The sequence below is a fragment of the Clostridioides sp. LIBA-6822 genome (genome assembly GCF_056688955.1).
Genome location: NZ_CP196995.1, coordinates 3,936,020 through 3,961,104 on the forward strand (window position 1 = coordinate 3,936,020; position 25,085 = coordinate 3,961,104).

General features: G+C 27.6%; 21 protein-coding genes, 1 pseudogene and 1 riboswitch. Of the genes and pseudogenes, 6 read left to right on the top strand and 16 right to left on the bottom strand.

Annotated features, from left to right (window positions below):
- Positions 1-37 precede the first annotated feature (37 nt).
- The gene (gene pdxR / locus ACTG48_RS18560) at positions 38-1,453 is read right to left on the bottom strand and encodes a MocR-like pyridoxine biosynthesis transcription factor PdxR (protein ID WP_479917648.1); all 1,416 of its coding nucleotides are present in this window, start codon (positions 1,451-1,453) and stop codon (positions 38-40) included.
- 114 nt (positions 1,454-1,567) lie between these two features.
- On the opposite strand from pdxR, the gene ACTG48_RS18565 reads away from it, so the two are divergent.
- Positions 1,568-2,236, top strand: a complete 669-nt coding sequence (locus tag ACTG48_RS18565; RefSeq protein WP_021386296.1) for a phenylalanine--tRNA ligase beta subunit-related protein — start codon at positions 1,568-1,570, stop codon at positions 2,234-2,236.
- Positions 2,237-2,417: 181 nt separating this feature from the next.
- On the opposite strand, the gene ACTG48_RS18570 is transcribed toward ACTG48_RS18565, so the two are convergent.
- The gene (locus ACTG48_RS18570) at positions 2,418-2,936 is read right to left on the bottom strand and encodes a nitroreductase family protein (protein ID WP_021386285.1); all 519 of its coding nucleotides are present in this window, start codon (positions 2,934-2,936) and stop codon (positions 2,418-2,420) included.
- A 151-nt stretch (positions 2,937-3,087) separates the two neighbouring features.
- On the opposite strand from ACTG48_RS18570, the gene ACTG48_RS18575 reads away from it, so the two are divergent.
- Entirely contained in the window at positions 3,088-3,411 is a 324-nt protein-coding gene (locus ACTG48_RS18575; RefSeq protein ID WP_479917649.1) for a winged helix-turn-helix transcriptional regulator, read from the top strand.
- A gap of 4 nt (positions 3,412-3,415) precedes the next feature.
- On the opposite strand, the gene ACTG48_RS18580 is transcribed toward ACTG48_RS18575, so the two are convergent.
- The 4 genes and pseudogenes from ACTG48_RS18580 to ACTG48_RS18595 all read right to left on the bottom strand — a co-directional run bounded on the left by ACTG48_RS18580 (position 3,416) and on the right by ACTG48_RS18595 (position 7,755).
- The gene (locus ACTG48_RS18580) at positions 3,416-4,000 is read right to left on the bottom strand and encodes a DJ-1/PfpI family protein (RefSeq protein ID WP_479917650.1); all 585 of its coding nucleotides are present in this window, start codon (positions 3,998-4,000) and stop codon (positions 3,416-3,418) included.
- 63 nt (positions 4,001-4,063) lie between these two features.
- On the bottom strand, positions 4,064-4,393 hold the full coding sequence (locus ACTG48_RS18585) for an Lrp/AsnC family transcriptional regulator (protein ID WP_479918808.1): 330 nt from the start codon (positions 4,391-4,393) through the stop codon (positions 4,064-4,066).
- Positions 4,394-4,528, bottom strand: a pseudogene (locus tag ACTG48_RS18590) (Lrp/AsnC family transcriptional regulator); the annotation flags it as partial.
- A 356-nt stretch (positions 4,529-4,884) separates the two neighbouring features.
- A complete protein-coding gene (locus tag ACTG48_RS18595) occupies positions 4,885-7,755 on the bottom strand; it encodes an EAL domain-containing protein (RefSeq protein WP_021386286.1) in 2,871 nt (956 codons plus the stop codon).
- Positions 7,756-8,285: 530 nt separating this feature from the next.
- A riboswitch (M-box (ykoK) riboswitch) is annotated at positions 8,286-8,444 on the top strand.
- Positions 8,445-8,792: 348 nt separating this feature from the next.
- Here ACTG48_RS18595 and mgtA point away from each other — a divergent pair.
- Both mgtA and ACTG48_RS18605 read left to right on the top strand, forming a co-directional pair.
- On the top strand, positions 8,793-11,483 hold the full coding sequence (mgtA, locus tag ACTG48_RS18600; RefSeq protein WP_479917651.1) for a magnesium-translocating P-type ATPase: 2,691 nt from the start codon (positions 8,793-8,795) through the stop codon (positions 11,481-11,483).
- Between the two features lie 552 nt (positions 11,484-12,035).
- Positions 12,036-13,574, top strand: a complete 1,539-nt coding sequence (locus ACTG48_RS18605; RefSeq protein WP_479917652.1) for an ABC-F family ATP-binding cassette domain-containing protein — start codon at positions 12,036-12,038, stop codon at positions 13,572-13,574.
- A gap of 183 nt (positions 13,575-13,757) precedes the next feature.
- Here the strand turns inward: ACTG48_RS18605 and ACTG48_RS18610 are convergent, their stop codons facing one another.
- The 3 genes from ACTG48_RS18610 to ACTG48_RS18620 all read right to left on the bottom strand — a co-directional run bounded on the left by ACTG48_RS18610 (position 13,758) and on the right by ACTG48_RS18620 (position 16,339).
- A complete protein-coding gene (locus tag ACTG48_RS18610; protein WP_021386284.1) occupies positions 13,758-14,471 on the bottom strand; it encodes a response regulator transcription factor in 714 nt (237 codons plus the stop codon).
- Positions 14,472-14,736: 265 nt separating this feature from the next.
- On the bottom strand, positions 14,737-15,687 hold the full coding sequence (locus tag ACTG48_RS18615; RefSeq protein WP_021386283.1) for an SDR family NAD(P)-dependent oxidoreductase: 951 nt from the start codon (positions 15,685-15,687) through the stop codon (positions 14,737-14,739).
- Position 15,688: 1 nt separating this feature from the next.
- A complete protein-coding gene (locus ACTG48_RS18620) occupies positions 15,689-16,339 on the bottom strand; it encodes a hypothetical protein (protein ID WP_479917653.1) in 651 nt (216 codons plus the stop codon).
- A 330-nt stretch (positions 16,340-16,669) separates the two neighbouring features.
- Between ACTG48_RS18620 and ACTG48_RS18625 the strand changes: the two genes are divergently transcribed.
- Positions 16,670-16,795, top strand: a complete 126-nt coding sequence (locus ACTG48_RS18625) for a hypothetical protein (protein WP_021386290.1) — start codon at positions 16,670-16,672, stop codon at positions 16,793-16,795.
- Positions 16,796-16,943: 148 nt separating this feature from the next.
- Here ACTG48_RS18625 and ACTG48_RS18630 read toward each other — a convergent pair whose 3' ends face one another.
- The 5 genes from ACTG48_RS18630 to ACTG48_RS18650 all read right to left on the bottom strand — a co-directional run bounded on the left by ACTG48_RS18630 (position 16,944) and on the right by ACTG48_RS18650 (position 21,744).
- A complete protein-coding gene (locus ACTG48_RS18630) occupies positions 16,944-18,323 on the bottom strand; it encodes an MATE family efflux transporter (RefSeq protein ID WP_479917654.1) in 1,380 nt (459 codons plus the stop codon).
- Between the two features lie 250 nt (positions 18,324-18,573).
- Positions 18,574-19,095, bottom strand: a complete 522-nt coding sequence (locus tag ACTG48_RS18635) for a CDP-alcohol phosphatidyltransferase family protein (RefSeq protein WP_479917655.1) — start codon at positions 19,093-19,095, stop codon at positions 18,574-18,576.
- Positions 19,096-19,116: 21 nt separating this feature from the next.
- Complete coding sequence (locus ACTG48_RS18640) at positions 19,117-19,908, bottom strand: ABC transporter permease (RefSeq protein WP_479917656.1); 792 nt, start codon at positions 19,906-19,908, stop codon at positions 19,117-19,119.
- On the bottom strand, positions 19,908-20,762 hold the full coding sequence (locus ACTG48_RS18645; RefSeq protein ID WP_479917657.1) for an ABC transporter permease: 855 nt from the start codon (positions 20,760-20,762) through the stop codon (positions 19,908-19,910). The genes ACTG48_RS18640 and ACTG48_RS18645 overlap by 1 nt, the downstream gene beginning before the upstream one ends.
- Positions 20,749-21,744, bottom strand: coding sequence for an ABC transporter ATP-binding protein (locus ACTG48_RS18650; protein WP_021386331.1), 996 nt, complete (start codon positions 21,742-21,744; stop codon positions 20,749-20,751). The genes ACTG48_RS18645 and ACTG48_RS18650 overlap by 14 nt, the downstream gene beginning before the upstream one ends.
- 707 nt (positions 21,745-22,451) lie before the next feature.
- On the opposite strand from ACTG48_RS18650, the gene ACTG48_RS18655 reads away from it, so the two are divergent.
- Positions 22,452-23,408: a GGDEF domain-containing protein gene (locus ACTG48_RS18655; RefSeq protein ID WP_479917658.1), complete on the top strand. Its 957-nt coding sequence runs from the start codon at positions 22,452-22,454 to the stop codon at positions 23,406-23,408.
- A gap of 212 nt (positions 23,409-23,620) precedes the next feature.
- Here ACTG48_RS18655 and ACTG48_RS18660 read toward each other — a convergent pair whose 3' ends face one another.
- Positions 23,621-24,316, bottom strand: a complete 696-nt coding sequence (locus ACTG48_RS18660; protein ID WP_021386314.1) for an ABC transporter permease — start codon at positions 24,314-24,316, stop codon at positions 23,621-23,623.
- Positions 24,309-25,040 carry an ABC transporter ATP-binding protein gene (locus ACTG48_RS18665; RefSeq protein ID WP_021386325.1) on the bottom strand — a complete coding sequence of 244 codons (732 nt, stop codon included), beginning with the start codon at positions 25,038-25,040 and terminating at the stop codon, positions 24,309-24,311. Before ACTG48_RS18665 ends, ACTG48_RS18660 begins: the two co-directional genes overlap by 8 nt.
- Between the last annotated feature and the right edge of the window lie 45 nt (positions 25,041-25,085).

Consider the following 25,085-nt stretch of genomic DNA (forward strand, 5'->3'; position numbering starts at 1 on the left):
CTTGATTGCATCTTATATAAATCGCTATAGGTTCTATCTATATATCTTGTTTCATATGTACTATTTTACTGAGTATTTTTATACCTTTTTCAATTTCATCAATACTAAGATGAGCATAACCCAGTATAATTTCATGGTCATATTCTAATGTATTTTTAATTGCATACTGCTGTATAGGATAAACTTTTATGTTTTCTTCAAAAATTTTATTAATCAAGCTTCCTGTAAACTTAATATTATAAAAATGAACAACTATATGAAGACCTGCTGCCTCACCTTTTATTTTAAATTCATTTTTAAACTCAGTATTTAATACTTCAATTAGGTGTTTACGTTTTCTATTATATAGCTTCTTCATTCTAAAAATATACTTTTCTAAGCTTCCATTTCTAATAAATTCAGCCAATACATACTGAAATATTGTTTCTGTATGAACATCAGAGTACATTTTTAAAACTTTATAATTCTCTAGCATATTGTCTGGTAGTAACATAAATCCGATACGAATAGCTGGAGATAATATTTTACTAAAAGAGCCTATATAAATTACTTTATTTGGATTAAGTTCATAAAGAGAACTAATTGGTGGTCCCTCATATCTAAATTCACCGTCATAGTCATCTTCAATTATATAGTAACTATTATCTGTTGCACATTTAATAAGCTCTAACCTTCTTTGAATAGGTAAAATGCCTCCCAACGGATATTGGTGAGAAGGCGTAGTATAAACAAAAGAAATGTCTTTTACCGATTTTATTAAATCAGTATTCATACCCTTATCATCTACTTTAATTCCAACAACTGAATATCCAATAGATGAAATAACTTTTAATAATCCTTTATGAATAGGGTCTTCTACAACTACCTTTTTATTATTTTTATATAAAAGTTGGGAAATTAGGGATAAACCTTGTGTTGAACCAGAGACAATCATAATATTTTGGGGATTACATCTAATCCCCCTAGTTCGAAATAAATACTTAGATATTTCTACCCTCAATTCCCATACACCAGCTACACTTCCATATCTAAAGTCTGAATCTGATAAATCATATAGTATTTGTTTATATAGCTTTGAAAATTCTTTACGTGGAAATAGTTTTAATTCTGGAATACCAGAACGAAAATCTATGCAATTTTTTTGTTCATTGATGTGCAAATTATCTGCACTTTCAAAAGTATAGTTTAATTTAAAGCCAACATTATACCCTGATATACCTTTAGCTACGATTGTACCATAGCCATTTTTTGTATCCAAATATCCTTCTGCAATCAATTGATTATATGCATCCAAAACTGTATTGCGAGATACAGATAATTCTTTTGACAAAGTTCTAGATGATGGCAATTTTTGTTCAAACTTTAAGCTTCCATCCAAAATCATATCCTTTATCTTACAATAAATTTGCCTCGATAATGATATGTTGCTATTTCTATTAATTGTAATCCACACTTTAATACCTCCAAAAGTGGTTCTATAAAATTTCTATAAAAGTGGAACTACAAAATCCACTTTTAACTTGCTAAGATTATATCATAAAATATAAAATAAAAAGGAGTCTATATTATGCTAGAAATATCAAGTAAGGTAAAAGAAATTTATCCTAATATTAAATTCGGAGTTATGGTTATAAATATTACATATTCAAATCCTAATAAAGAAAATTTTTTATTCCTTAAAAACTCTATAACTGAAAATATTATTGAACAACACCCAGAGTACAATCGTAAAGAAAAAATTAAAACAGAACCAATTTCAAGTTATATAAAATATTATAAAAAATTTAAGAAAACTTACCCTGTATTACTTCAATTGGAATCTCTTTTATTAAAATCAAAAGGTATTCCAGATGCAGGAATAACAGTTGAATCAATGTTTTTAGCAGAATTAAAAAACCTTCTTCTAACAGCAGGGCATGACTTTGATAAGATAGAATTACCTTTGAGAATAGATATTGCAAATGGTAGTGAACATTTTTATGGGATAGGTGGAAAAGAACAGGTTTTAACAAAGTATGATTTATTTTTATCTGATAACATTGGTATATTATCCAGTATTCTTAATGGACCAGATAATCGAACATCTATAACAAAAGATACTAAAAATATTATGTATTTTGTATATGGAGCTGATAGAATATCAGAAAAACAAATTCAAGACCATCTAAATGATATAAAAGACTATATTTCAAGTGCTTTTTCAGATTTAAAAGTTAGTTCAATAAATATATTTTAGTTAATTCGTAAAACCTTCATATTTAATAAATATTTTTAAAAAATAAATTAGTGAAGTATATCTTTTATTAAAACTAGATACACTTCACTAAAGTTAATTTCATGTAGATATTACTTATTTTGAATTTTACTTACAGTAAATATTTTATGACATTTATTATGTAAATAACCTGATTTTATGACTAAAGAGTTTCATAAGAAACAATTTCACTTAAAGGAACACGAGTTTTTTCGTGTCTCTCTGGGCTTTCTGGTGTTTTAGATTCGTATCCTATCAATAATATATTTATTGCTTCCAGATTATCTGGCAAGCTAAACTCTTCTCTAATTACATCTGGATTAAAATAGCATACCCAAACACTTCCTAATCCAAGTTCAGTTGCCTGTAACATCATGTGGTCAGTAACTATGCTTGTATCAATATCTGTAAGTTGTTTCCCATCAAAAGGTCTTGTCCAAACTTTTTCCTTATCTCCACACACGATAATAGCTAATGGTGCATCATATATATTGGCAGCCTTAGAAAGTTTATTCAGACCTTCTTTTTCTTGAATAACAATTAATCTTTGTGGTTGACGATTACCACCAGTTGGAGCTATTCTTGCAACATCTAAAACTTTCTCAAGTTTTTCTTTCTCTACCTTTCTATCCTGATAATTACGACAAGAATATCTTTTTTTTGCAAGTTCAACAAAATTCATTTACTTACCTCCTATCATTTTATTAGGCTAAGTTGATGATTTATTTAACCTATGCTATAATTTTATCACTATAGTTTTATATTACAATAATGCACTTTTTTGTAATATAGTACCTAAAAAGATACTTAAAATATATAAAAGGAGCTTAAAAATGAAAAAATGTTCTAGTGATTATAGTTGTCCAATAGAAGCAACACTTGCATTGATTGGTGGTAAATACAAGACACTTATACTTTGGCATCTCAAAGACACTATATTGAGATTTAATGAACTAAGAAAATTAATTTCTAAAGCAACACCTAAGATGTTAACTCAACAGCTACGTGAATTAGAAGCAGATGGTTTAATTATCAGAGTTGTTTATCCTGTTGTTCCTCCAAAAGTAGAATATTCACTATCAGATTTTGGAAAGAGTATTATTCCAATTCTAGATTGTATGTGTGACTGGGGTTCTGATTACTTAGAAAATCTATAGCTCATTATAGTTTAAATCCCATAGCTAGTTTAACAGTCTCCATTTGTTCTCTAGATGTCAACATTTCCAAAAGTTTAAAAGCTACATGTGGAGCAGTTTCTGGACAATATGAAGTTATAATATTTTTATCTACAACAATTGGTTCATTAATTACATTTACATCAAATTCTCTTAACTGTCTTTGCCTTTGACCATTTTTCAAATGATATGTAGTAGCTTTACGATTTTTTAAAACTCCACTTTTGCCAACTGGCAATGCCGCCACACAAATAGATGCAATTATCTTTTCTTTTAAATCAAACTCTCTTATTAAATTTAAAAAAGACATATCATATGCTTCTTCATAAAATCCAAACTCTTCAAAACCACCAGGAATAGCTAGAGCATCATAATCATCAACACATACTTCTTCTATAGTCTTATCAACAAATACTGGAATATTAAACGTACTCATAACCTTCTTTTTAAAGCCACAAGTTACTACATCAATATCACAACCATAATCATTACGAGCCCATCCTATAACATCTATAAATACGCTGAATTCCATAGTTTCAAAACCTTTTGCTAAAAAAACTAAAATTTTCATATTACATTTTCCTCCTAAAATTTAGTTAAAATAAATATAGATAAGGTAATTAACATTTAACTATTAATCTATTTTAAAAATATTTTTACATGTATTAATTTCTTCTTTAATTGTAGATAGAACAATAGTTGTATTAGCTTTCTGAATTCCCTTGATTCTTTTTAATGTCACAGATATGAATTCTTCAAGGTCATTTGTATCTTCTGCTAATACTTTTATCAAATAATCATACTCTCCTGAAATATGATGACACTCCAATACAGTCTCATGTTCCAATATAGTTTGCTTAAAATCTTCCATACTTTCAGATAAATCAGTATTGATAAATATAAAAGCTAAAAGTTTGTATTTTGTTTTTTCTCGATTGATTTGGATAGTATACTTTTGAATTATATTTGATTGCTCAATTTTCTTTATTCGTTCTGATACTGCTGGTATTGATAAATTGACTTGCCTGCTTATTTCAGAAGTTGAGGCTCTACTATTCTTCTTTAGAGAATTAATTATTTTTAAATCTATCTCATCTATCGCTACTCACCTCCTTAATTATTTAGTATAATTCTAACTAATAAGTTATATTAAGTAAATAATTTTAATTATTTCAATAAAATTTAATATAATTATATTATTTCACCTTAAAATTTTAGTTTTTTCAAAGTAAATCATACATTATACCTAAGATTATCTAAGATTTAATTAATGTTATTCTTTTTGTTATTCGTAATACACTACTTATTTTTACAACAATAAAAGACACTTCATAATTTATAAAGTGCCTTTACTATATATTTAATTTTCATTCATTTTTAGATATCATACATAAATATTTTATTTATTGTAATCTTTAATATACTATTATAACAACTTAAATATTTATACAATTTCTATATATCTTTAGACTTCTCCACTTTTTGAACAAACATATCCTTTGGCATAGGTTTAGCATATAAATAACCTTGTGCATAATAACAATTAATACTCATTAAAAATTCCGCCTGTTCCATATTTTCAACACCTTCACAAATTACTTCTAGACCCAAGTCATTTGCCATCTCAACTACTTTACTTATAATCTTACCTTCACCTTTAGAATTATCTAATAGAGATTTATCTATTTTTAGAATATCTACAGAAACTTGGTTGAGAAGATTTAAAGAAGAGTAACCTGACCCAAAGTCATCAACAGAAATAAAAAATCCAAGTTCCTTAATCTTTTTTATCATATCATTTGATATACTATCATTTTCAAACAAACTTTCAGTTATTTCAAGTTCAATTATGTTTCTAGGTATATTATATTTAACAAGCAACTCTTGCAATCTATTTATATAATCTTTTCTCTGAAAATGTGCTCTTGATTGATTTACAGAAATTGAAATTGGTTTAATTCCAGAATCCATCCAAAAACGAGTCAATTTACATACTTCATCCAACACAAAAAAATCAACTTCTATAATACCACCACTCTTCTCAAGTATAGGAATAAATTCTGCTGGATTCATAAAGCCAAGTTCTTTATGATTCCATCTTACAAGTGCTTCTGCTCCAATAATTTCATTTGTTCTCATATCAAATTTAGGTTGATAATAAACTTGGAACTCCTTGTTTTCTAATGCATAATCTACTCTGTCAACAATCTCTTTTTCTTTTTTAAGATTTTCTCTAAGTGAATCATCAAAATATACAATAGATAGCTTGCCTTCCTTTGCTTTTCTTCTAGCAATTTCAGCATAATCAATAGCCTTTGTAACAGCAATATTCTCAGTTTCAATATTATATACTCCAAAGTTGGGCTTAACTTTAATACTAAAACCTTTAACTTCAAAATATGAGATATTTTCATTTATACAGTTAAGAGTTAGTTCCAAATCTTTTTTAAACTCGTATGGTAAAAGAAAAAGGAAATGGTCTGCTTTTACATGGGCCAATAAGGCTGTATCTCCGATAATCCTTTTTAGGACTGAAACAATTTCTTTTATGATTATATTTCCAGAATCTCTACCATAATTTTCATTTATTATAGCAAATTTTTTTATGTCAAAAGCAACCAGTGCATAAAACTTTCCTTTATGTTTTTCCAAAATTTTTGTTGTTTCTTTTTCAAATCCATTGTAATTCCAAATTCCAGTAATTGTATCTTTAAATGCTAAATCAAAAATATGTATTGAATGTCTTCTGTTAATTGCAATTATATAAGAAAGAGCAGCTATTATAATTAAGAAAAAGCAAAAAGAAACTAAAACTGTCTGAACTGGATGCTGATGAACAAATTGAGATAAGCTAGTTTCATAATTTTGAAACATTGTATACTTTGCAATAATTTCAGAGCACTCATCCTTATTAAGTGAATTTATTCTTTTATCCAAAATAGAATATAATACTGGATTTATATCTTGGCTAACTCCTAGAGATATATTGGTTTTATAATCAGTAACTAAGGTTGCTTTTAAATTATTATAATCCTTTTGTATATAGTTTTCAGCAGAATATGTATTTATAAACGCTACATCTGCATCGCCTCTTTCTACTGCATTTATAGCCATTTTTTCAGATTTATAACTTTTAACATTAGATTTTTTATAACGTTTTTTGATATACTCATCATTAAACTTATCACTGTCAACAACAGCAATATTATTAAACTTAGTATTCCTATAGTTCTTAGTTATTGCACTGTAGTTCAATTCCATATAAGGAGATGTAATTTTTATTCCATTCTGTTCTGCCCATCCATAATCAGAATTAAAAAAACATATAACATCTGCTTTTCCTTCTTTTAACATATTAATTGATTCTTTATATGAATTGGTTTCTATATAGTCTATCTTCAAACCAAGGTCCTTAACAATTAAACTAAACATATCTGATATTATACCATTAAAATTTCCGTTGTCTAAGTATGATAATGGATATGATTCTGGCATACTAACTAAACGTATACTATCATTTCTTTTTAAATAATTATGTTCTTCTTTAGAAAGGATAAACTCATTTTGATTACTAGATTGATAATACTTACTATATAAATTAAACTTATATGCAGGATTATCCATTTCTATGTCTTCTAGAGCATTATTAATTTCTTCTAACAATTGAGCATTACCTTTTTTTACAATACAATAAAATGGAGATGGAGAAAACTGAGCAATTACATTTTCATCTTTAGCAGTTCTTAGGCTACTAGTTAATATAGCATCCACTTTTCCATTTTTTAATGCACTTTCTAACTCTTTTTGATTTTTGAAATATTTAGATGTGTAATTAAATTCTTTTTCGTATGCAAATTTTTTTAAGTTTTCATTTCTACTATTACTTTCAAGTAATCCAATCACTATTCCATCAAAATTTTTATAATCATTTGGTAAATATTTTGAATTTCCATGCTTTACTGTAATGCGTGCATAACTGCTTCCCAAAGGCAATTCTGAGAAATCAAATTTTTCTGCACGTTCTTTTGTATATTGTGCAGATGTAAGCAAATCAATCTGACCATTTTCTAACATAGCTTGACATTCTTCCCATGTACCAGATACATATTCATATGTCCAGCCAGTATGCTTTGCAATCTCATGAAGATACTCATATCCATACCCACTTCTATCCCCAGTTTCATTATACTCATGATACCCTTCAAACTCAAAAAAACCTACCTTTACAACACGCTTTTCTGATGTAGCAATTGTTTGTATTGGGAGATACACAAATATTATACAGATAATTAAAGAAATTATAAAAGCAATTCTTTTAATTGACACAAATCTAATTCCCCCCTTTATAAAAAGTTTTTGTTGAAATTGCTTGCGATTATTTTAATAACAATACTTATTTACATTATGTTACTAATGATATTATATTCAAAATATACCTATTTATATAATCATAAATAAACATATATCCTTACTTATTACTTTAAATGTATACTTTCATATATAAAATTTATATTTATTTTGTTTCTAACAATTATATATGTATCTTAGCACATACTTTAAAATTCAACAATAGTATTCAACTGCTTCTACAGGTTGTAATATTTCATAAAAATAGTACATGCTATATTAAAATTATAAAGCTAATAGCCTTAATTGCTTTTATAGATTATACAATTTTATTAGAAATGAATTGTTATACAATTTTAATAAAAAAAAACATACATTAAAAATATTTGTAATTATACAAATACAAGATTTAGAACAATAAGTTTGACAAAGTAATATAATATATTGACTGTATATAGTTTTTTATATGTTGACAAATATTTTTTTATATATTATAATCTCATAGAAATTAAATATCTCGGTAGGTGAGGCTACCATAGGGATACGGGTTGCTGCCGCAAAATAGTGGAGACACTATGAGAAGGTCAACAGTTTATGTCGATTCCAAGGCATAATCTAATGCAATTTCATCGCCCTATGAAGTTAAAGCTTGAACGATGATTAAACATTTTTTACTGTATTATAAATATACTTAGGTTTTCTATGCCTTGGTTGTTTTTATTGTAGGTTTAATTCCCTTGTCATTGTTTATGCTTTGATAAGGGATTTTTTAATGTTTATTTTAGATTTATATATTTTGAATTTTGGAGGTGAGAAGAATGGACGCAGGAAGTAGTAATAACATAAGCTCTGTTGAGCGAAGTAGTCACTTATTTGAAGAATTGTACTATTTTGTACGTCTTATTTCTTCTGCCTATTTTTAATAAACTTAAAACTAGTGATGTTTTTCGTCACAGACTTATGTCTTTACTTCCTTATTTTCAAGAAATAGATAACTATTTAAGGAGGTCTCAGACATGATAAAAAAATTAAATAAAAAACTTATTACACAAACTATATATAATTCAACTTCAAAAGAACGTATACTTGATTCAGCTATAATGAAAGACTATATTTTATTAAATGAATATAAAAATTCTTATAATGGTTACTCTGAAAAAATGGTTAATATAATGAGAGACAAGTATGGTAATAACGAAATCACTCAAAAATCTGGTAATTCAATGATAAAAAAGTTTGTAAAAGCTTTTGTAAACCCATTTACCATTGTACTCTTTATTTTAGCTATAATTTCTTTTGTCACAGATGTTATTTTAGCAAAGCCAGCTGATAAAAATGTAACTACAGTCATTATCGTATTGACAATGGTAGCTATAAGTGGATTACTACAATTTATTCAAGAATCTCGTTCTGGGAAAGCAGCACAAGCCCTAAGTGATATGGTAAATACTACTATATCAGTTATGCGTGATTCTAAAGGATTAATAGAAATACCACTAAGTGATATTGTTGTAGGAGATATTATCCATATTGCCGCTGGTGATATGATTCCAGCTGATGTACGTATATTACAATGTAAAGACTTATTCGTTAGTCAATCTTCTCTTACAGGAGAAAGTGAGCCAATAGAAAAATTTTCTGATGTCTACAAAAGAGCTAGCAATAATATACTTGATTTAGATAATATTGCATTTATGGGTAGTAACATAATTAGTGGCTCAGCCATAGCTATTGTTATTTCAGTAGGTGATTGTACTGTATTCGGTTCTATGGCTCAGCAAATAACAAACAATAAAACTATAACAGGTTTTGAAAAGGGTGTTAACTCAGTTTCATGGCTACTTATAAGATTTATGTTTGTTATGGTTCCAATAGTTCTCTTTGTAAATGGTTTTACAAAAGGTGATTGGATGGAAGCTTTTTTGTTTGCACTTTCAATAGCAGTTGGACTTACACCAGAGATGTTGCCAATGTTAGTATCTGCAAATCTTGCTAAAGGTGCCGTTGCTATGTCAAAGAAAAAAGTTATTGTTAAAGATTTAGGCTCTATACAAAATTTTGGTGCTATGGACATACTTTGTACTGACAAGACTGGAACTTTAACTAAAGATAAAGTAGTTTTAGAGTATTCTCTTGATATTCATGGAAAAGAAGATAAACGAATCCTTCGCCATGCATTTTTAAATAGTTATCATCAGACAGGGCTTAAAAATCTTATGGACATAGCTATTATTAACCATGCAAATGATAATGGTATGCAAGAGCTTTGGATAGATTATACAAAAGTTGATGAAATCCCATTTGATTTTAATAGAAGAAGAATGAGTGTAGTAGTTAAAAATAAATTTGGAAAAACTCAGCTTATTACAAAAGGTGCTATTGAAGAGATGTTGTCAATTTGTACTCATGTTGAGTATAAAGGTGAGATTCAGTTGATAACAGATGAAATACGTAAAGAAATTATTACAATAGTTTCTAAATACAACGATAAGGGTATGAGAGTTTTGGGAATTGCACAGAAAAATAACCCTTCTCCTGTAGATGAATTTTCAGTTTCTGACGAAAGTAACATGGTTTTAATAGGTTACCTTGTATTCCTTGACCCACCAAAGGAAAGTACATCTAATGCAGTAAAAGCTCTACTTAAAAATGGAGTTGATATAAAGGTTCTAACTGGTGACAATGATGCAGTAACAAAGTATATTTGCAAACAAGTAGGCATTAAAATCGAAAATATCTTACTTGGTTCAGACATAGAAAACATGGATGATAAAAATCTTGATAAAATAGTAGAAAATACAAGTATATTTGCAAAACTTTCTCCAGAACAAAAATCTCGTATAGTTGCATCTCTTCGTAGAAATGGACATATCGTTGGATTTATGGGTGATGGCATAAATGATGCCGCTGCTATGAAGGAATCTGATGTTGGCATATCCGTAGATACAGCGGTTGATATAGCTAAAGAATGTGCAAATATTATACTACTTGAAAAAGACCTTATGGTACTAGAACAAGGTGCCATTGAAGGACGAAAAACATATGCAAATATTATAAAATATATAAAGATGACTGCAAGTTCTAATTTTGGTAATATGTTCTCTGTATTAATAGCAAGTGCATTCTTACCATTTTTACCAATGCTACCAATTCAAATCTTAATACTAAACTTAATTTATGATATTTCATGTATAACTATTCCATGGGATAATGTGGATGATGATTATCTAAAAGTTCCAAGAAAATGGGATTCATCATCTATAAGCAAATTCATGACTTGGATTGGTCCATCTAGTTCAGTATTTGATATTACAACATATATACTAATGTATTTTATAGTATGCCCAAGTGTATTTGGTGGAAGTTTTCACAGCTTAGATACTACAGGTCAGCTTGGATTTATATCTCTATTTCATGCTGGATGGTTTATAGAATCTTTATGGTCTCAAACATTGGTTATTCATATGATAAGAACTCCACACATCCCATTTATTAAAAGTCGAGCTTCATGGAAATTAACTCTTTTTACAACAATGGGAATTGTTATTGGTACTGTTATACCCTATACATCCCTTGGTCATGCTATTGGTATGATGCCACTTCCAAGTATATACTTTATTGGATTGATTTTTACTATTTTATCTTATATGGTCTTGGTAACTCTATTAAAAAAGATATTTATAAAAAAATATGGAGAATTATTATAATTAATACTATCCTTCATCTTAATAATATAAACTTTAATTTATTATGCTATCAAGGTGACTATATAAAAATAACTTTTTTTGTTGACTATAATCACGTATTATGATAACATGATTTAAGCTATAATTAGCAAAATATATTTTAAATAAATAAGATAATATCAAAAGTACAAAGTACAATTTAAATATAAATAAACTAGAATTACTATTAAGATTAGGATGTGAATAATTATGATTTATATAAAATTAGTTAAACTTGTTAGAAAACTTAACTCTACACAAATGTATACGATGAAGCGTTGTGTAGAGGTTAATCTGGAAGCTTAGAGCTTTCTATCTTCATCGGCAAATATAGGTTAGATAGTATAGTTTTTCTGCTATGCTTATTTAAAATTGCCTATTTGCCGATAGATATATAGATTTTCTGGTCATAGACAACAATGCTTGTCTATGACCTTTTGTTTTTCCAAAAGCAGAGGTCGGCATTTTAAAATGCCTTTCCTCTGCTTTTTTTATTTTCATAAATTTTTTAATAAAAGAAAAGGAGTTTGAATTATGAGTTTATTAAAAGTAACTAATTTATCACAAGGTTTTATGGATAAGTCACTGTATGAAAAAGCTAACTTTGATTTATTCAAAGGTGAACATATTGGTATAGTTGGTCAAAATGGTGTAGGTAAAAGTACCTTAATTAAAATTTTATTAGGAGAAGTTATTCCAGATGAAGGAGAAATCAAGTGGCAAACTAGTATCAAAATAGGTCATTTAGACCAATATGCAGAAATTAATAGAGATACAACAATATCCCTCTATTTACACACTGCCTTTGAAGAACTTTATAAAATAGAAAAGGAGATGAACTTGCTATACCAAGAAAGTGCTCTATCTGGAAATGAGCAACAACTAATTAAAGCATCAGAGTATCAAGAATTATTAATAGCAAACAACTTCTATTCTATAGACAATGAAGTGAACAGAATAGCAACTGGTCTTGGATTAGATTCAATAGGAATGAATCGTGTTGTTGGAGAACTTAGTGGTGGACAAAGGGCAAAAGTAATCTTAGCAAAATTACTACTTTCTAATCATGAAGTTTTATTATTAGATGAGCCAACAAACTTTTTAGATAAAGAACATGTTGAATGGCTTGCTAACTATTTAAGCACATTTAGTGGTGCATTTATTGTGGTTTCTCACGATTTTGATTTTCTAGAAAAAATTTCTACAGGTATTCTTGATATAGAGTTTGGGATGATTAAGAAATATCATGGAAAATATTCAGAGTTCCTTAAGCAAAAATCACACTTAAGAGAAGATTATATTCGAAGATATCATGCACAACAAAAGAAAATAGAAAAAGAAGAGATATTTATACGTAAAAATAAAGCTGGAGTTAATTCGAAAATTGCAAGAGGAAGACAAAAACAATTGGATAAAATAGAAAGAATAGCTCCTCCTAGTTTTGTAGGAAAACCAAATATTCAATTTTCAGAGACTGAAATATCTGCTCAGAATGCACTTACAGTAACTAATCTTGAGGTGGGCTACTACTATTCTTTACTTCCAAAGTTAAATTTCTCTGTTGATGGAGGTCAAAAAATAGTTATAACTGGATTTAATGGAATTGGTAAGTCAACTTTATTAAAGACATTAGTTAAAGATATTCCTTGTATCTCTGGAAGTTTTCAGTTTTCAGAGCAAGTTAAAATTGGTTATTATGAGCAAGATTTAAAATGGGAAAATCCTACTAAGACACCCCTTCAAATAGTGGCAGATAAGTATCCAAAATTTAATACAAAAGAGATTAGACGTCATCTAGCCAGATGTGGTGTAAAGGAAGAGCATGTCTCAAGGAGTGTATCTACTTTGAGTGGTGGTGAACAATCTAAGGTTAAATTATGTTGTATGATGTTATCTCCTTGCAATTTTTTGATTCTAGATGAACCAACCAACCATTTTGATGCTGAAACAAAGGATGCTTTACAAAGTGCTTTAAAACAGTTTAAAGGAAGTATCATACTAGTCTCTCATGAAGAAAAATTTTATAAAGGTTGGATTGATAAGGTATTTAATATAGAAAAACAATTAATATAAATTTATATGTTATATGATATATTGTTTAATTAGTACTTCAATACATGTATTAATATTTTAGTTAAAGTTTCATTGCTAGGAAACTTTAAAGAATAAATGTCTACAAGAGTATAAAGTCTATTGCTAAGATACAAATATTAATAGGCACTTGTTTAGGAGTGCCTATTAATATTAAAATTTGTTCTAATCAACTCTATTCACAAGTTTATATCCTAGACCTTTAACTGTTATAAGTACTTTAGGATTTGAAGGATTATCTTCAATTTTTTCTCTTATATGTCGTATATGTACCATAATTGTATTATCACAGATACTGCTATATACACCCCACACTTGTTCATAAAGCCTTTCTTTTCCTATAATTTTATTTACATTTTGAGCCATGTAACTTAAAAGTTGATATTCTCTTCCAGTTAACTCAATTTCATCTCCATTTTTATATACACGACATCCTTCTGTATCAATAGTAATATTACCTAACTTAATAACTACATCATCCGATGGTATAATGCTTTGGTACTGTTGTCTACGCAATTGAGCTTTAACTCGAAAGACAACCTCTCTTGGACTAAATGGCTTCGTTATATAATCATCCCCACCACTACTAAGACCAAGTATTTTGTCAATATCATCATCTTTTGATGAAAGAAAAAGAATTGAGCAGTATGAGAACTCTCTAATTTTTTTACACACTTCTATCCCATCCACATCTGGTAACATTATGTCAAGAATAATGACATCTGGACATTCTGTCTTACACAAAGAAATAGCATCTAAACCATTATAAGCTTTAACAATATTTTTAAAACCATCCTTTATCAAAACTTCTTCAATTAGATTTATTATATCTTTCTCATCATCAACAAGTAATATTTTTTTATTAAAGTATGTCTCCATATTAAAATCGCTCCTATAAAGAGTTATTTTTTTCTATTTAATTCTATCGCTCTCTATGTTCTGCTTAAAGTATATTCAAATAATTAAATAAAATCAAGTATATATCAATTATAAATTAAATTCTAATTAATCATAACTTTTCTCATATTAATTTAAGCAGTAAAATAAAAACTTATCAGAATTAGCAAATACACTCTCTCGTTTTAGCAATTTCAATATTAATGAAATTATATTGTTTATGTAATAATTTCGTTAATTATATATATTATGATAGCAAACTACACTTAGCATTTTCGATATACTGTTTGCATACAGCCCACACCTTATCTATTGCCTCTTTATTATTGACATAAGGCGGATAAACCTCTTTGCTTGTAATAATTTTTATAAATGATATTGAATCATCAGCCATTTTAACAATTTGACCTCGATGATTTATTAGTTTTCCAGTAATACCTGTATAAACATTAGAGGTACAAATTGAAAAGTAAGCCTTTCCAATAGTTTCTGGCTCTAGTATAATAAGGTTTTGTAAAAATGCAAGTGTTTTCCAATAAGAATTAAACTTATTAATTGTTTCTTTACTCATTTTTGTTGCTGGAACCATAATTGCATTTACACTTATATTATAAGGCTTGTATTTTTGTTTCATCATAGTTGTAGCCATAAGTAAAGCCATTTTAGAATCCCCATAAATTTGATATGAATTATATTGTTTATCCTCTATGGCTTCCCCACTTAAAACTCCAAAATTAATTTTTCTTCTTTCATCAAAAAAATGTTTTATATTTGTGCTACAAACATTTAGAATTTTAGGATTATTTGATTTAGCAAGTACATCCAATAATAACTCAGTCATGAGAACTGGCCCAAATAGATTGGTAGCAAAAGTTAGTTCCACACCATCAATACTTTTTTGAAATCTTTTTTCTCCATGTCTGAAATGTCCAGCATTATGAATTAAAATATCTAGAACACCATATTTATTCTTATACATCTCACAAAAACTATAAATTGATTGTTTTGATGAAATATCAAGTTGAAGCAAATCTATATTAGTATTTTTAGTCCTATCAATAAGTTCTTCATGCACTGCTTCACTAGTCTTAATATTTCGACATGCCATTATGACCCTATAACCTTCTGATGCAAACTTAAATGCTGCTGCCTTCCCTATTCCTGAATTAGCTCCAGTTATGATTACAATTCTTTTCACACTAGCTACCCCCTTTTTCTTGATTATGACCATTCTTTGAACATTCATTAATTAGTTTTTTCTTTAAGTTCTCAAACCATTCTATTTCAAAATTTGTCCTATCAATCCCAAACTGTAAAGTCAATAATTCAAAATCAATTATATCTTGAATATCTCTTTGCATGTCAGAGGGTTCAGTGTATTGTGAAAAGTGATTAAACTGTGCTTGGTTTTCTTCTATACAAGTAATGAACTGTAATTTTGCAATATTGATGTCTTGTTTTTTGATATTCTCTAACTGCTCTCTTTCTTTTTTGAGGTCTACAAGATAAGATTCTATTAATGATAATCTTTTTTTCGTTGGCACAAAACCCATAAAAAATAGTTTACTTAATTCCATATCCTTCATTTTACCTGAGATCATAGCAGTCTGTACCCATTTTAAAAAACATAATTTCCCTTCATCAGTTAATACATAAAATTTCTTATTTACACTATTTTCAATAATTTCTTCATATACTATCATTTTCTTTTCAAGTAATTTTTTTATTGCAGCTTGAATGCTTCCCATACTATTGCTACACATTGAAGTGAAATTTATTTCTATGATGTTTCTTATCTCATAAATTGTTAGCTTCTTAAACATAAGTAATCCTAAAATAATTTTATCCATTTTACTTACTCTCCTTTTATATTACTAATAGTAACATTCCTAATAGATAAAATCAACCACTAAAAAAACTAATGTAATGTCTTCAGGCTCTATCTACTAATAAAAAATGTCTATCAATCATCTATAAAAGTAGCCCATAAATTTGACTTAATTATTTATGAATATCTTTTCTTTTTAGGGAAGCATATAGCATAAAAGTTCAATAAGCCTGTTGTTAGGATTATTACTGCACCAGCTCCTAATGAAATTCTGATGAAAGAATTTATTAACTCTGGCTGAAGATTAAGCATAATCTGTTTTAAATGGATATGTTACAGATGGACTAGAAAAGTGTCAAACGGTGTTGAGTTAATGACTGATTCTTGGTTAAAAGAAATTAGAAGTACAGGTAGTAATGAATTTGGTGCTGATTTGATTATGCAATATATGAATAACAAAATATTAAAAAAAAATTAAAATTGTAATGTTGTTAAGAACAGACTTGCCATAAAGGAATAAATTCAAAAGAAGAAATACAATAAAAGCCCATAAATAACGGAAAAATCGTTATTTATGGACTAAATGATACACAGTTAAAAAAGATATATGTTAACTATAATTGTTATTATATATAGTTATACTTATTCTTATATTTATATATAAAACTAACTGTTAAAAATAAGGTTAATAGCTCAGCAATTGGTACCGCTAGCCATATACCATATATATCCAATATATTTGGTAATATCAGCAAACCTATAGATATAAAACCAAATGTGCGTAAAAAAGATAGTATTGCAGATATTTTTCCATTTGATAGTGCTGTAAACATAGATGATGTAAAAATATTGAATCCACAAAAAATAAAGCTAAAAGAAAATATATAAAATCCAGACATTGTGACCTTATAAACATTGCTTCCTCTTTGAGAAAAAATCTCTACTATACTTGGTGAACATATCATAGAAAAAACAAATACCACTAAAGAAGCTACTGAGATAAATAATATACAAATTTTAAAAATGTACTTTAACTGTACATTATTTCTACTTCCATAATTATAACTTATTATTGGAGCAACTCCCATTGAAAAGCCAATATAAATTGAAGTTAAAAGGAACTGAGAATAAATAATTATTGTAATAGCTGCAACTCCATCTTCACCAATCAACTTCATCATTATAATATTAAATAAAAAAGTGGTAACTGCTGTTGATAATTGATTCACCATTTCAGATGAGCCATTAAAACAAGTCTCAAACAATACTTTCTTATCTACTTTAGGTATACAAAATCTAAGTATCCCGTTACTTTTTGAAAAGAAAATTAACCCTGCAATAGTAGGAATTAAATATCCTATACCCGTTGCAAGTGCTGCTCCACCAATACCCATTTGTAATGGAACAATGAACACATAATCTAAAATTATATTAGTGCACCCTGCACCTATCACTAACCATAATCCAAACTTTGGTTTCCCAGCTGTCACAAATAGACTTTGAAATAATACTTGTAATATATTAGCAGAAGCAAAAATCAAAATAATAAAAAGATACGAGCGACAATATTTAATCAAAATCTCACTTGCTCCTAACCATATAATAATATAATCCATAAATACAATCCCAATACCAGTAATTATCATCCCAAGTACAACTCCAAATAATACGATTAAAGTAAAAACTTTCTTTGCTTCATCAGTCTCACCATTACCCATCTTACGAGCTACTATAGCACTCCCCCCAGTAGCAAGCATAGTTCCAAGTCCAACGATAATATTAATAATAGGGCATACAATATTAATTGCTGATAAAGCATTTGTATTAACAAATCTTGAAACGAATATAGTATCAACAATTGTATATAGCCCCATAAAAATCATCATAAAAATAGTGGGAAATGCAAATTTTAATAGAGAAAACAAATTAAACCTTTGTGCAAGTAAATTATTCTGAGCATGAAGATTATCTTGCTTTCGATTTTCTGAATAAAATATATCACTCATTCAATTCATTCTCTTGTACATTACTTATATCTAAAATTATATCCAACCTATTAGGCATTAAAAGACCCCCTTTCTCCATAAAGATTATATCTAATTGCTTGAATAGATTTTTAATTAATCTTGCTATTATACGTTATCATAATATCTAAAAATAACTTCTTAACCTTTACTCCAAGCATTTTATGATTTTAATCACTAACACTTGTTTTTATTGTTTAGTATCACATGAAACGTGTTTACTTATAAACATTCACATAGTATCTTTTTTCAACTCTTTAGAAAATATATGTATCATTACTTCTTCAATAGCCGAGATACTTGCTACAACACAAATCATACTAGTAAACAAACTTATGTTAACCATATTATAAAATAAAGGGAAACAGAACAGCATAAATCCAGATATTTTATTTCCATATGTGTGTAATATAAAAAATGTATTGTATTTATAAATTACTATAATTATTGATGTAATACGAATGATAGCAATTACTACTATCCATAACACTATATACTTTGGTATATTTATTATGGGAAGCATAATAACAGATGTGGAGATTACAAAACATATATCTGCTATGCTATCAAGCCTTGAGCCAAATTCACTTGTTAGATTCATTTTTCTAGCTATATATCCATCTAAAAAGTCACTTAATCCACAAACAATATAGATTATAAAAAATAAATTAGAGAATACTTCTGTTTTAAGTAATACTATTGATAAAATAATTCTAAGTATAGTAATAATATTTGCTATATTTTTAATTCTCATCACCTCAAAGCAGTAAAATTGTTAACTACTTGCACTTTTATAATGCCTCATACCTAACTTCCAAAATCTCCACATAAACACTGTAAACAAGAATACAATTAAGATTGAATATATCAATCCATTCATTGTTATTGTACCAGCCAAAATTTGAGTTGGAATTGTTGACATAATTCCATATGGTAAAATTAAATAGAATAATAATTTAAAAACACCTTCATATATTACACCAGGAATTTTCATGTTCATTGGTAATAAATTATCTTCTAATCTCATTATAGCAGAAGAAGATATAACAAAAAATGAAACTGTTCGAAGTATAATCCCTACATCATAAAAAAGTAATGTCATCAATAGTACCATGCAGATATACATTATTATTGTGATATAAGTTATCCTTGGATTTAATTCAGATACCCCATATAAAACTATAAGTATACTTGCCAAAATTAATGGCGATGAACCAATATTAATATTTTCAAATGTCAATCTAAATAGTGGGTCTATTGGTTTTGTAATATAGTAATCTAATTCTCCTTCTTGAATTTTTCTTGGAATATCATAAATACCAAAAAAGAAAATCGTCATATTTATTGCATTTATTAATGAAAAAGTTCCTATAAATATTAGCATTTCTCCATGTTGCCAACCCCCTATTGAGTCTATATGAGAATATATACCATTAAACATTAATAATTGTAATATAAATAATGAACTATCTACAAAAAATGCTCCAAAAAAATCAAACCTAAATACCATCATCTTTGATAATTTCATCTTTAGTAACATAAATATTATTTTGAAATTTTTTTTCATTATATCCCCGCCCCATCAAATAATGTTCTCATTCTTTTATATATGATTTTATTCACTATAAAAAAGAATAAAACCCATAATGCTATAATAATCAATCCTTGTGTTGCCTCACTGCTGTTTCTATCTATTAGTAACATAGATGGTAAATAAGCTGTATAATAAAATGGAAATATCTTCATAACTGATACTACAACTTCTGGCAAAAGTATTAGTGGTATCATTGTTCCTGTAACAAATTCAGAGATATTTTCAATTATCATTCTAAAAAATCCAATCTCAAGAAATTTAAACGACAAAATTCCAATAAAGAAATGAAGTTGCATCATAAAAACAAGCCCTAAAAAAATCATTAAAATTGAAATAAATATTTGAACTGGATTAGATGTAAAAGCAAAATCCAACTTAAATATGAAAATCCATACAAAAGCAGAAATCAGATTAAATACAAAATAGAAACATGTCATTCCAAAATTTTTAGCAATAAAATAATTTTGAACATTAATTGGAATAATCATATATTTTGAAAATGTACCTAATTTTACACGATTACATATCTCTTCACTAGTACTCTTTGACATATCAATACCTGATAAAAATGAGCTTATTATGTAATAAGACAACATTGAATTAAATGTAAAGCCAGAAACTATTTTATTTTCACCAAAAACTGCTTTCCATAAGATATAAGCAAATAAAATTTTTATAATAGTAAACATCATATTAACTACTACATCAAATCTCCAGATAAGTTGTACTTTGAAATTAATTTTGGCTACTTCATAATATCTTCGTATATTTTGTTTAAATTTATAAAACATTGAATGACTAGAATATACCTGATTATAGTTGCTCACGATATTCCTCACTTCCTTTCTTATATATTCTCTCTACAATATTACCTATATCTTCTTCTTCAATTATCATATCCTTGACATCATAATTATCAAAAATCCATTTAACAGTTTCATTTCCTCTTTCTTTTGGCATAACTACTGATATCTTATGCTTTGTTTGCTCAATGATTTTACAATCTTTCGGAAATTTAATATCAGTTTCATCAGCGAAACTAACTGTTATTTTTTTATATTTTTGGAAATGATTAAACAATTCTTCTGTAGAACCATCATATATTTTATGACTATTTTCTACAACGATACTTCTACTACATAAGCTCTTAATATCCTCCATATAATGAGAAGTAAGTATAATAGTAGTTCCCTTTGTTTCATTCACTTCCTTTAGAAAATATCTAATTTGTTTTTGTGCTACAGCATCTAGACCTATTGTTGGTTCATCCAAAAACAATATTTTAGGATTATGAAGAAGAGCTACTATTAGCTCCATCTTCATTCTCTCTCCTAAAGAAAGTGTTCTAACTTGTACATTTAAATAGTCTGATACCTCAAATAATTCAATAAAGTAATCTAAATTTCTTTTATATTCTTCATTAGATATATCATATAGCTCTTTAAATAAAAGAAATGTATCTGCTGGTGTCAATTCAAAGAATAGTTGACTTTTTTGTCCCATAACAACAGCGTACTGTTTTTTAAAGTTGTTTTCCAACTTATTAGGATAATAACCCATAACGGATATATCTCCAGAAGATGGTGCAATAATACCAGTTAACATCTTAACAAGAGTAGTTTTCCCAGCTCCGTTTTGCCCTATTAATCCAACAAATTCACCTTCCTCTACTTCTAAATCAAATGATGATATAGCTGTTTTCTCTGTGTATTTCCTGTTAAATAAAGATTTTACACTTCCCATAAGCCCTGGCTCTTTCTCAAATCTTTTATAAGATTTAGTCAGTTGCCTAAGTTCAATTATACTCATTTCAACTACCTCCATATTTCATAATTTATATAAAAAAAGCCCACAGGTATATCTGCCTTTTTCTGTGCATGTATTGACCAGCACAAAAACAGAAAACTCCTGTGGACTAGAAAAGTTAATACTTTCTATTTCAACATAATTATAATCAAAATAATACTATGCAAAATTAATAAAAGTGTAGCAGATTAAAGCCTACTACACCATAATTTAACAAAGTAATATATATTTCAAATACTATCTGTTGTCATATGTCAGTTATCTATAAAGGCAGAATAAGACACACAAATTAAATGTATCAAAAATACACTTAAAAATTCTGATTATATAGAATATATGTGTCTCCAACTATTTAATTGTTGGTTACCATTATATAACTCCGACATCAAGGCACTCCTTTCATAGTATTATTATTGACATCATATCATAAAGATTATTTATGTTCAAGTATAGATTAAAACTCTAATGCATTTAGATTTATTTTATTTCTTCATAGTTAAATTCAAATCTAATTTACCATTTTTCTTTATAGTTTTAAAATGTAATGCTTCTATTAAAATTGATTACTTTTCTATAATAAATTTATTATAAAAAACATACTTCTCTCTACACATAATGCAATTTATTTAGTTCTATATTATAATATTGTAATAATAGTTTAATTTATAATACACTAAAACTATAAACTGCAAATCTTAAGGAGGTAATGTATGGAAAATAATACGATACAAAAAAGATTAAATGATTTATCAAAAAAGATTTGGCATATTTATGTTTTAAATCCAGAAGAAGAAGGTATTAAATTTATTATCTCCTTATTAGAGGATAACCTTACATTAATTGGAACAGGAAAGCATGAATTTTATGAAACATTAGAAGAATTTATTATAAATCTTAAAAAGGATCAAAAAGAATCAGAACAGATAGACTTTGAAATTATAGATGAATGGTATTCATGTACCAAAGTCACAGATGAAACTTTTATAGTATATGGGACTCTTTGGGTAATAGAAAAAAATTATTTAGGAAAAGATGTCTATATAGAAATGGATACTCGCTTTACAATGGTATACAAAGTTATAGATGATATAATTAGACTTATTCATGTGCATCATTCTATTCCAAACTTTGACCAAATGAAAGATGAGTATTATCCTAAAACAATAGCTGAAAAAGCACAAGAAGCATTAGCAATGGCAAATGAATTTAAGCAAAAATCAGAAAAAGACCTTATGACTGGACTATATAATCGACATTTTTTTGAAGTACATATAAAAAAAATGCTTGAAACTGTTTCACATGGGTATTTTTACATTTTTGATTTAGATAATTTTAAGCAGGTAAACGATATATTTGGTCATATTCGAGGAGATGAGATACTAATACATTTTTCAAAAATTTTGACTAAAGTATTTGTCAATGATGCTATTATTGGAAGACTTGGTGGAGATGAATTTGCTGTCTTTGAATATAGTAATCAATCGAAAGAAGATGTTGAAAATAAAGCAAAAAAAGTTTTAGAATTGTGTTCTAATAGCAATTCTTGTTCTATAGGTATCTCTAGATTTGAAAATAACTCAGATACTTTTCAATCTTTGTACAAACAATCGGATTATGCTCTGTATTACTCAAAAAGAAATAATAAAGGAAGTTTTAGTTGGTTTTAGTTCTAAATATATTAAAACATATAAAGTAAAATCCAAAATGGTATGTTTTTATTCTATGCCATTTTGGATACTTATATAAAATTTATGATTGTTTTAACGTCTGCCTTTTAAAGCAAATGCTCTTCATAAAATATTCTATGATATATACTAATAAGCAGATGTAATAAATAGTTTTTCAATTTGACTTTAGTATAACTAATCTCTCGTTTTGCTTATGCTTCTAAATAATTTATTGTATTAGCTAGTGATTTAGTGCTAATAGACGAAACTATTATTGAAAACACTGTAGTAACAATTGTTGGTATCATTGTAAAAGGTGAAAGAGAAAAAATATTAGTAACTAAGGCACAGAGTATTACTGCTACTACAATTGCTGTTGGCACAGATTTACGTTTGAACCCAATTGACATTGCTATTGCTGAAAATCCTCCTGCTATAATAGCCATCAGCAATGTTAGAAAAATAGACTTACTTATTATACTAATTGAGAGATTATCATTAACAATTTGAAAAATTGATTCACTTAAGAAAAATATAACAAACATAAGTAAATTACTCAAAACCATTCCTCCAACCGTAAATAAAGTTACTAATAAGAACTTAGAATAAAACATCTTTTTTCTTTCAATTGGATAAGAAAATAGTAACACAGCTCGTTTGCCAATATATTCATCAATAATAAATCGTGAATGCATGACAGAACTAAGTACACAAAAACATGCCATATTTATAGAACTAACAATAGATAGTATCCCTATATAACCAAAAAATTCCCCATCTGAACCTGTCATAGACATATATGCAAACATATATAGCATACAGAAATTACACATAGTAATGACTGCCACAGCTATTAGATAGATTTTAACATTGGTACGCCTTAATTCTAACTTCATTAAATTATACATAAGTATTTCCTCCACTCATAATATTAAAAAAATAATCTTCAAGCCCATTTGGAAATTTTTCCTTAACAGAGGCTAAAGTAATTTCTTCTACAATACTACCATTTACAATCACACCAATAATATCTGCCATATACTCAATTTCACTAAGAATATGGCTAGATATTAGAATAGTCATATTCTCTTCTTGAACAAGTCTTATAAAAAGTTCTCTCATTTCACGTATTCCCATTGGATCTAATCCATTTATTGGCTCATCAAGTATTAAAATACGTGGTTTATGAATAATTGCTCTAGCTATTCCTAATCGTTGTCTCATGCCAAGAGAAAATTGGGATACAGGCTTTTTACCTGTACTAACAAGTCCTACATCATTTAATGTTTTTTCAATATTAGCATCAATAGCACCCATATATTTAAGGTGTATTTCTAAATTTTCTGTAGCAGAAAGATTGTCATAAAAAATAGGAGATTCAATCATACATCCAAGTTGTTTCAATATTTTGTTATGATTTGTTTCAATATCTAAACCAAGAATGTTTATTTGTCCATAAGTTGGATTTAATAGTCCTGTTATAAGTTTAAAAATTGTTGTTTTTCCTGCACCGTTTGCTCCTAAGAAACCATAAATTACTCCCTGTGGAACTGTCATATTACATCTATAAATAACTTCTTTCTCATTAAAAGTTTTGGTTAAGTTTTGAACATTAATAATTTTATTATCCATATAATATCTCCTCATTTTTTAATTAATAGAAACTTCTTTTCGCTA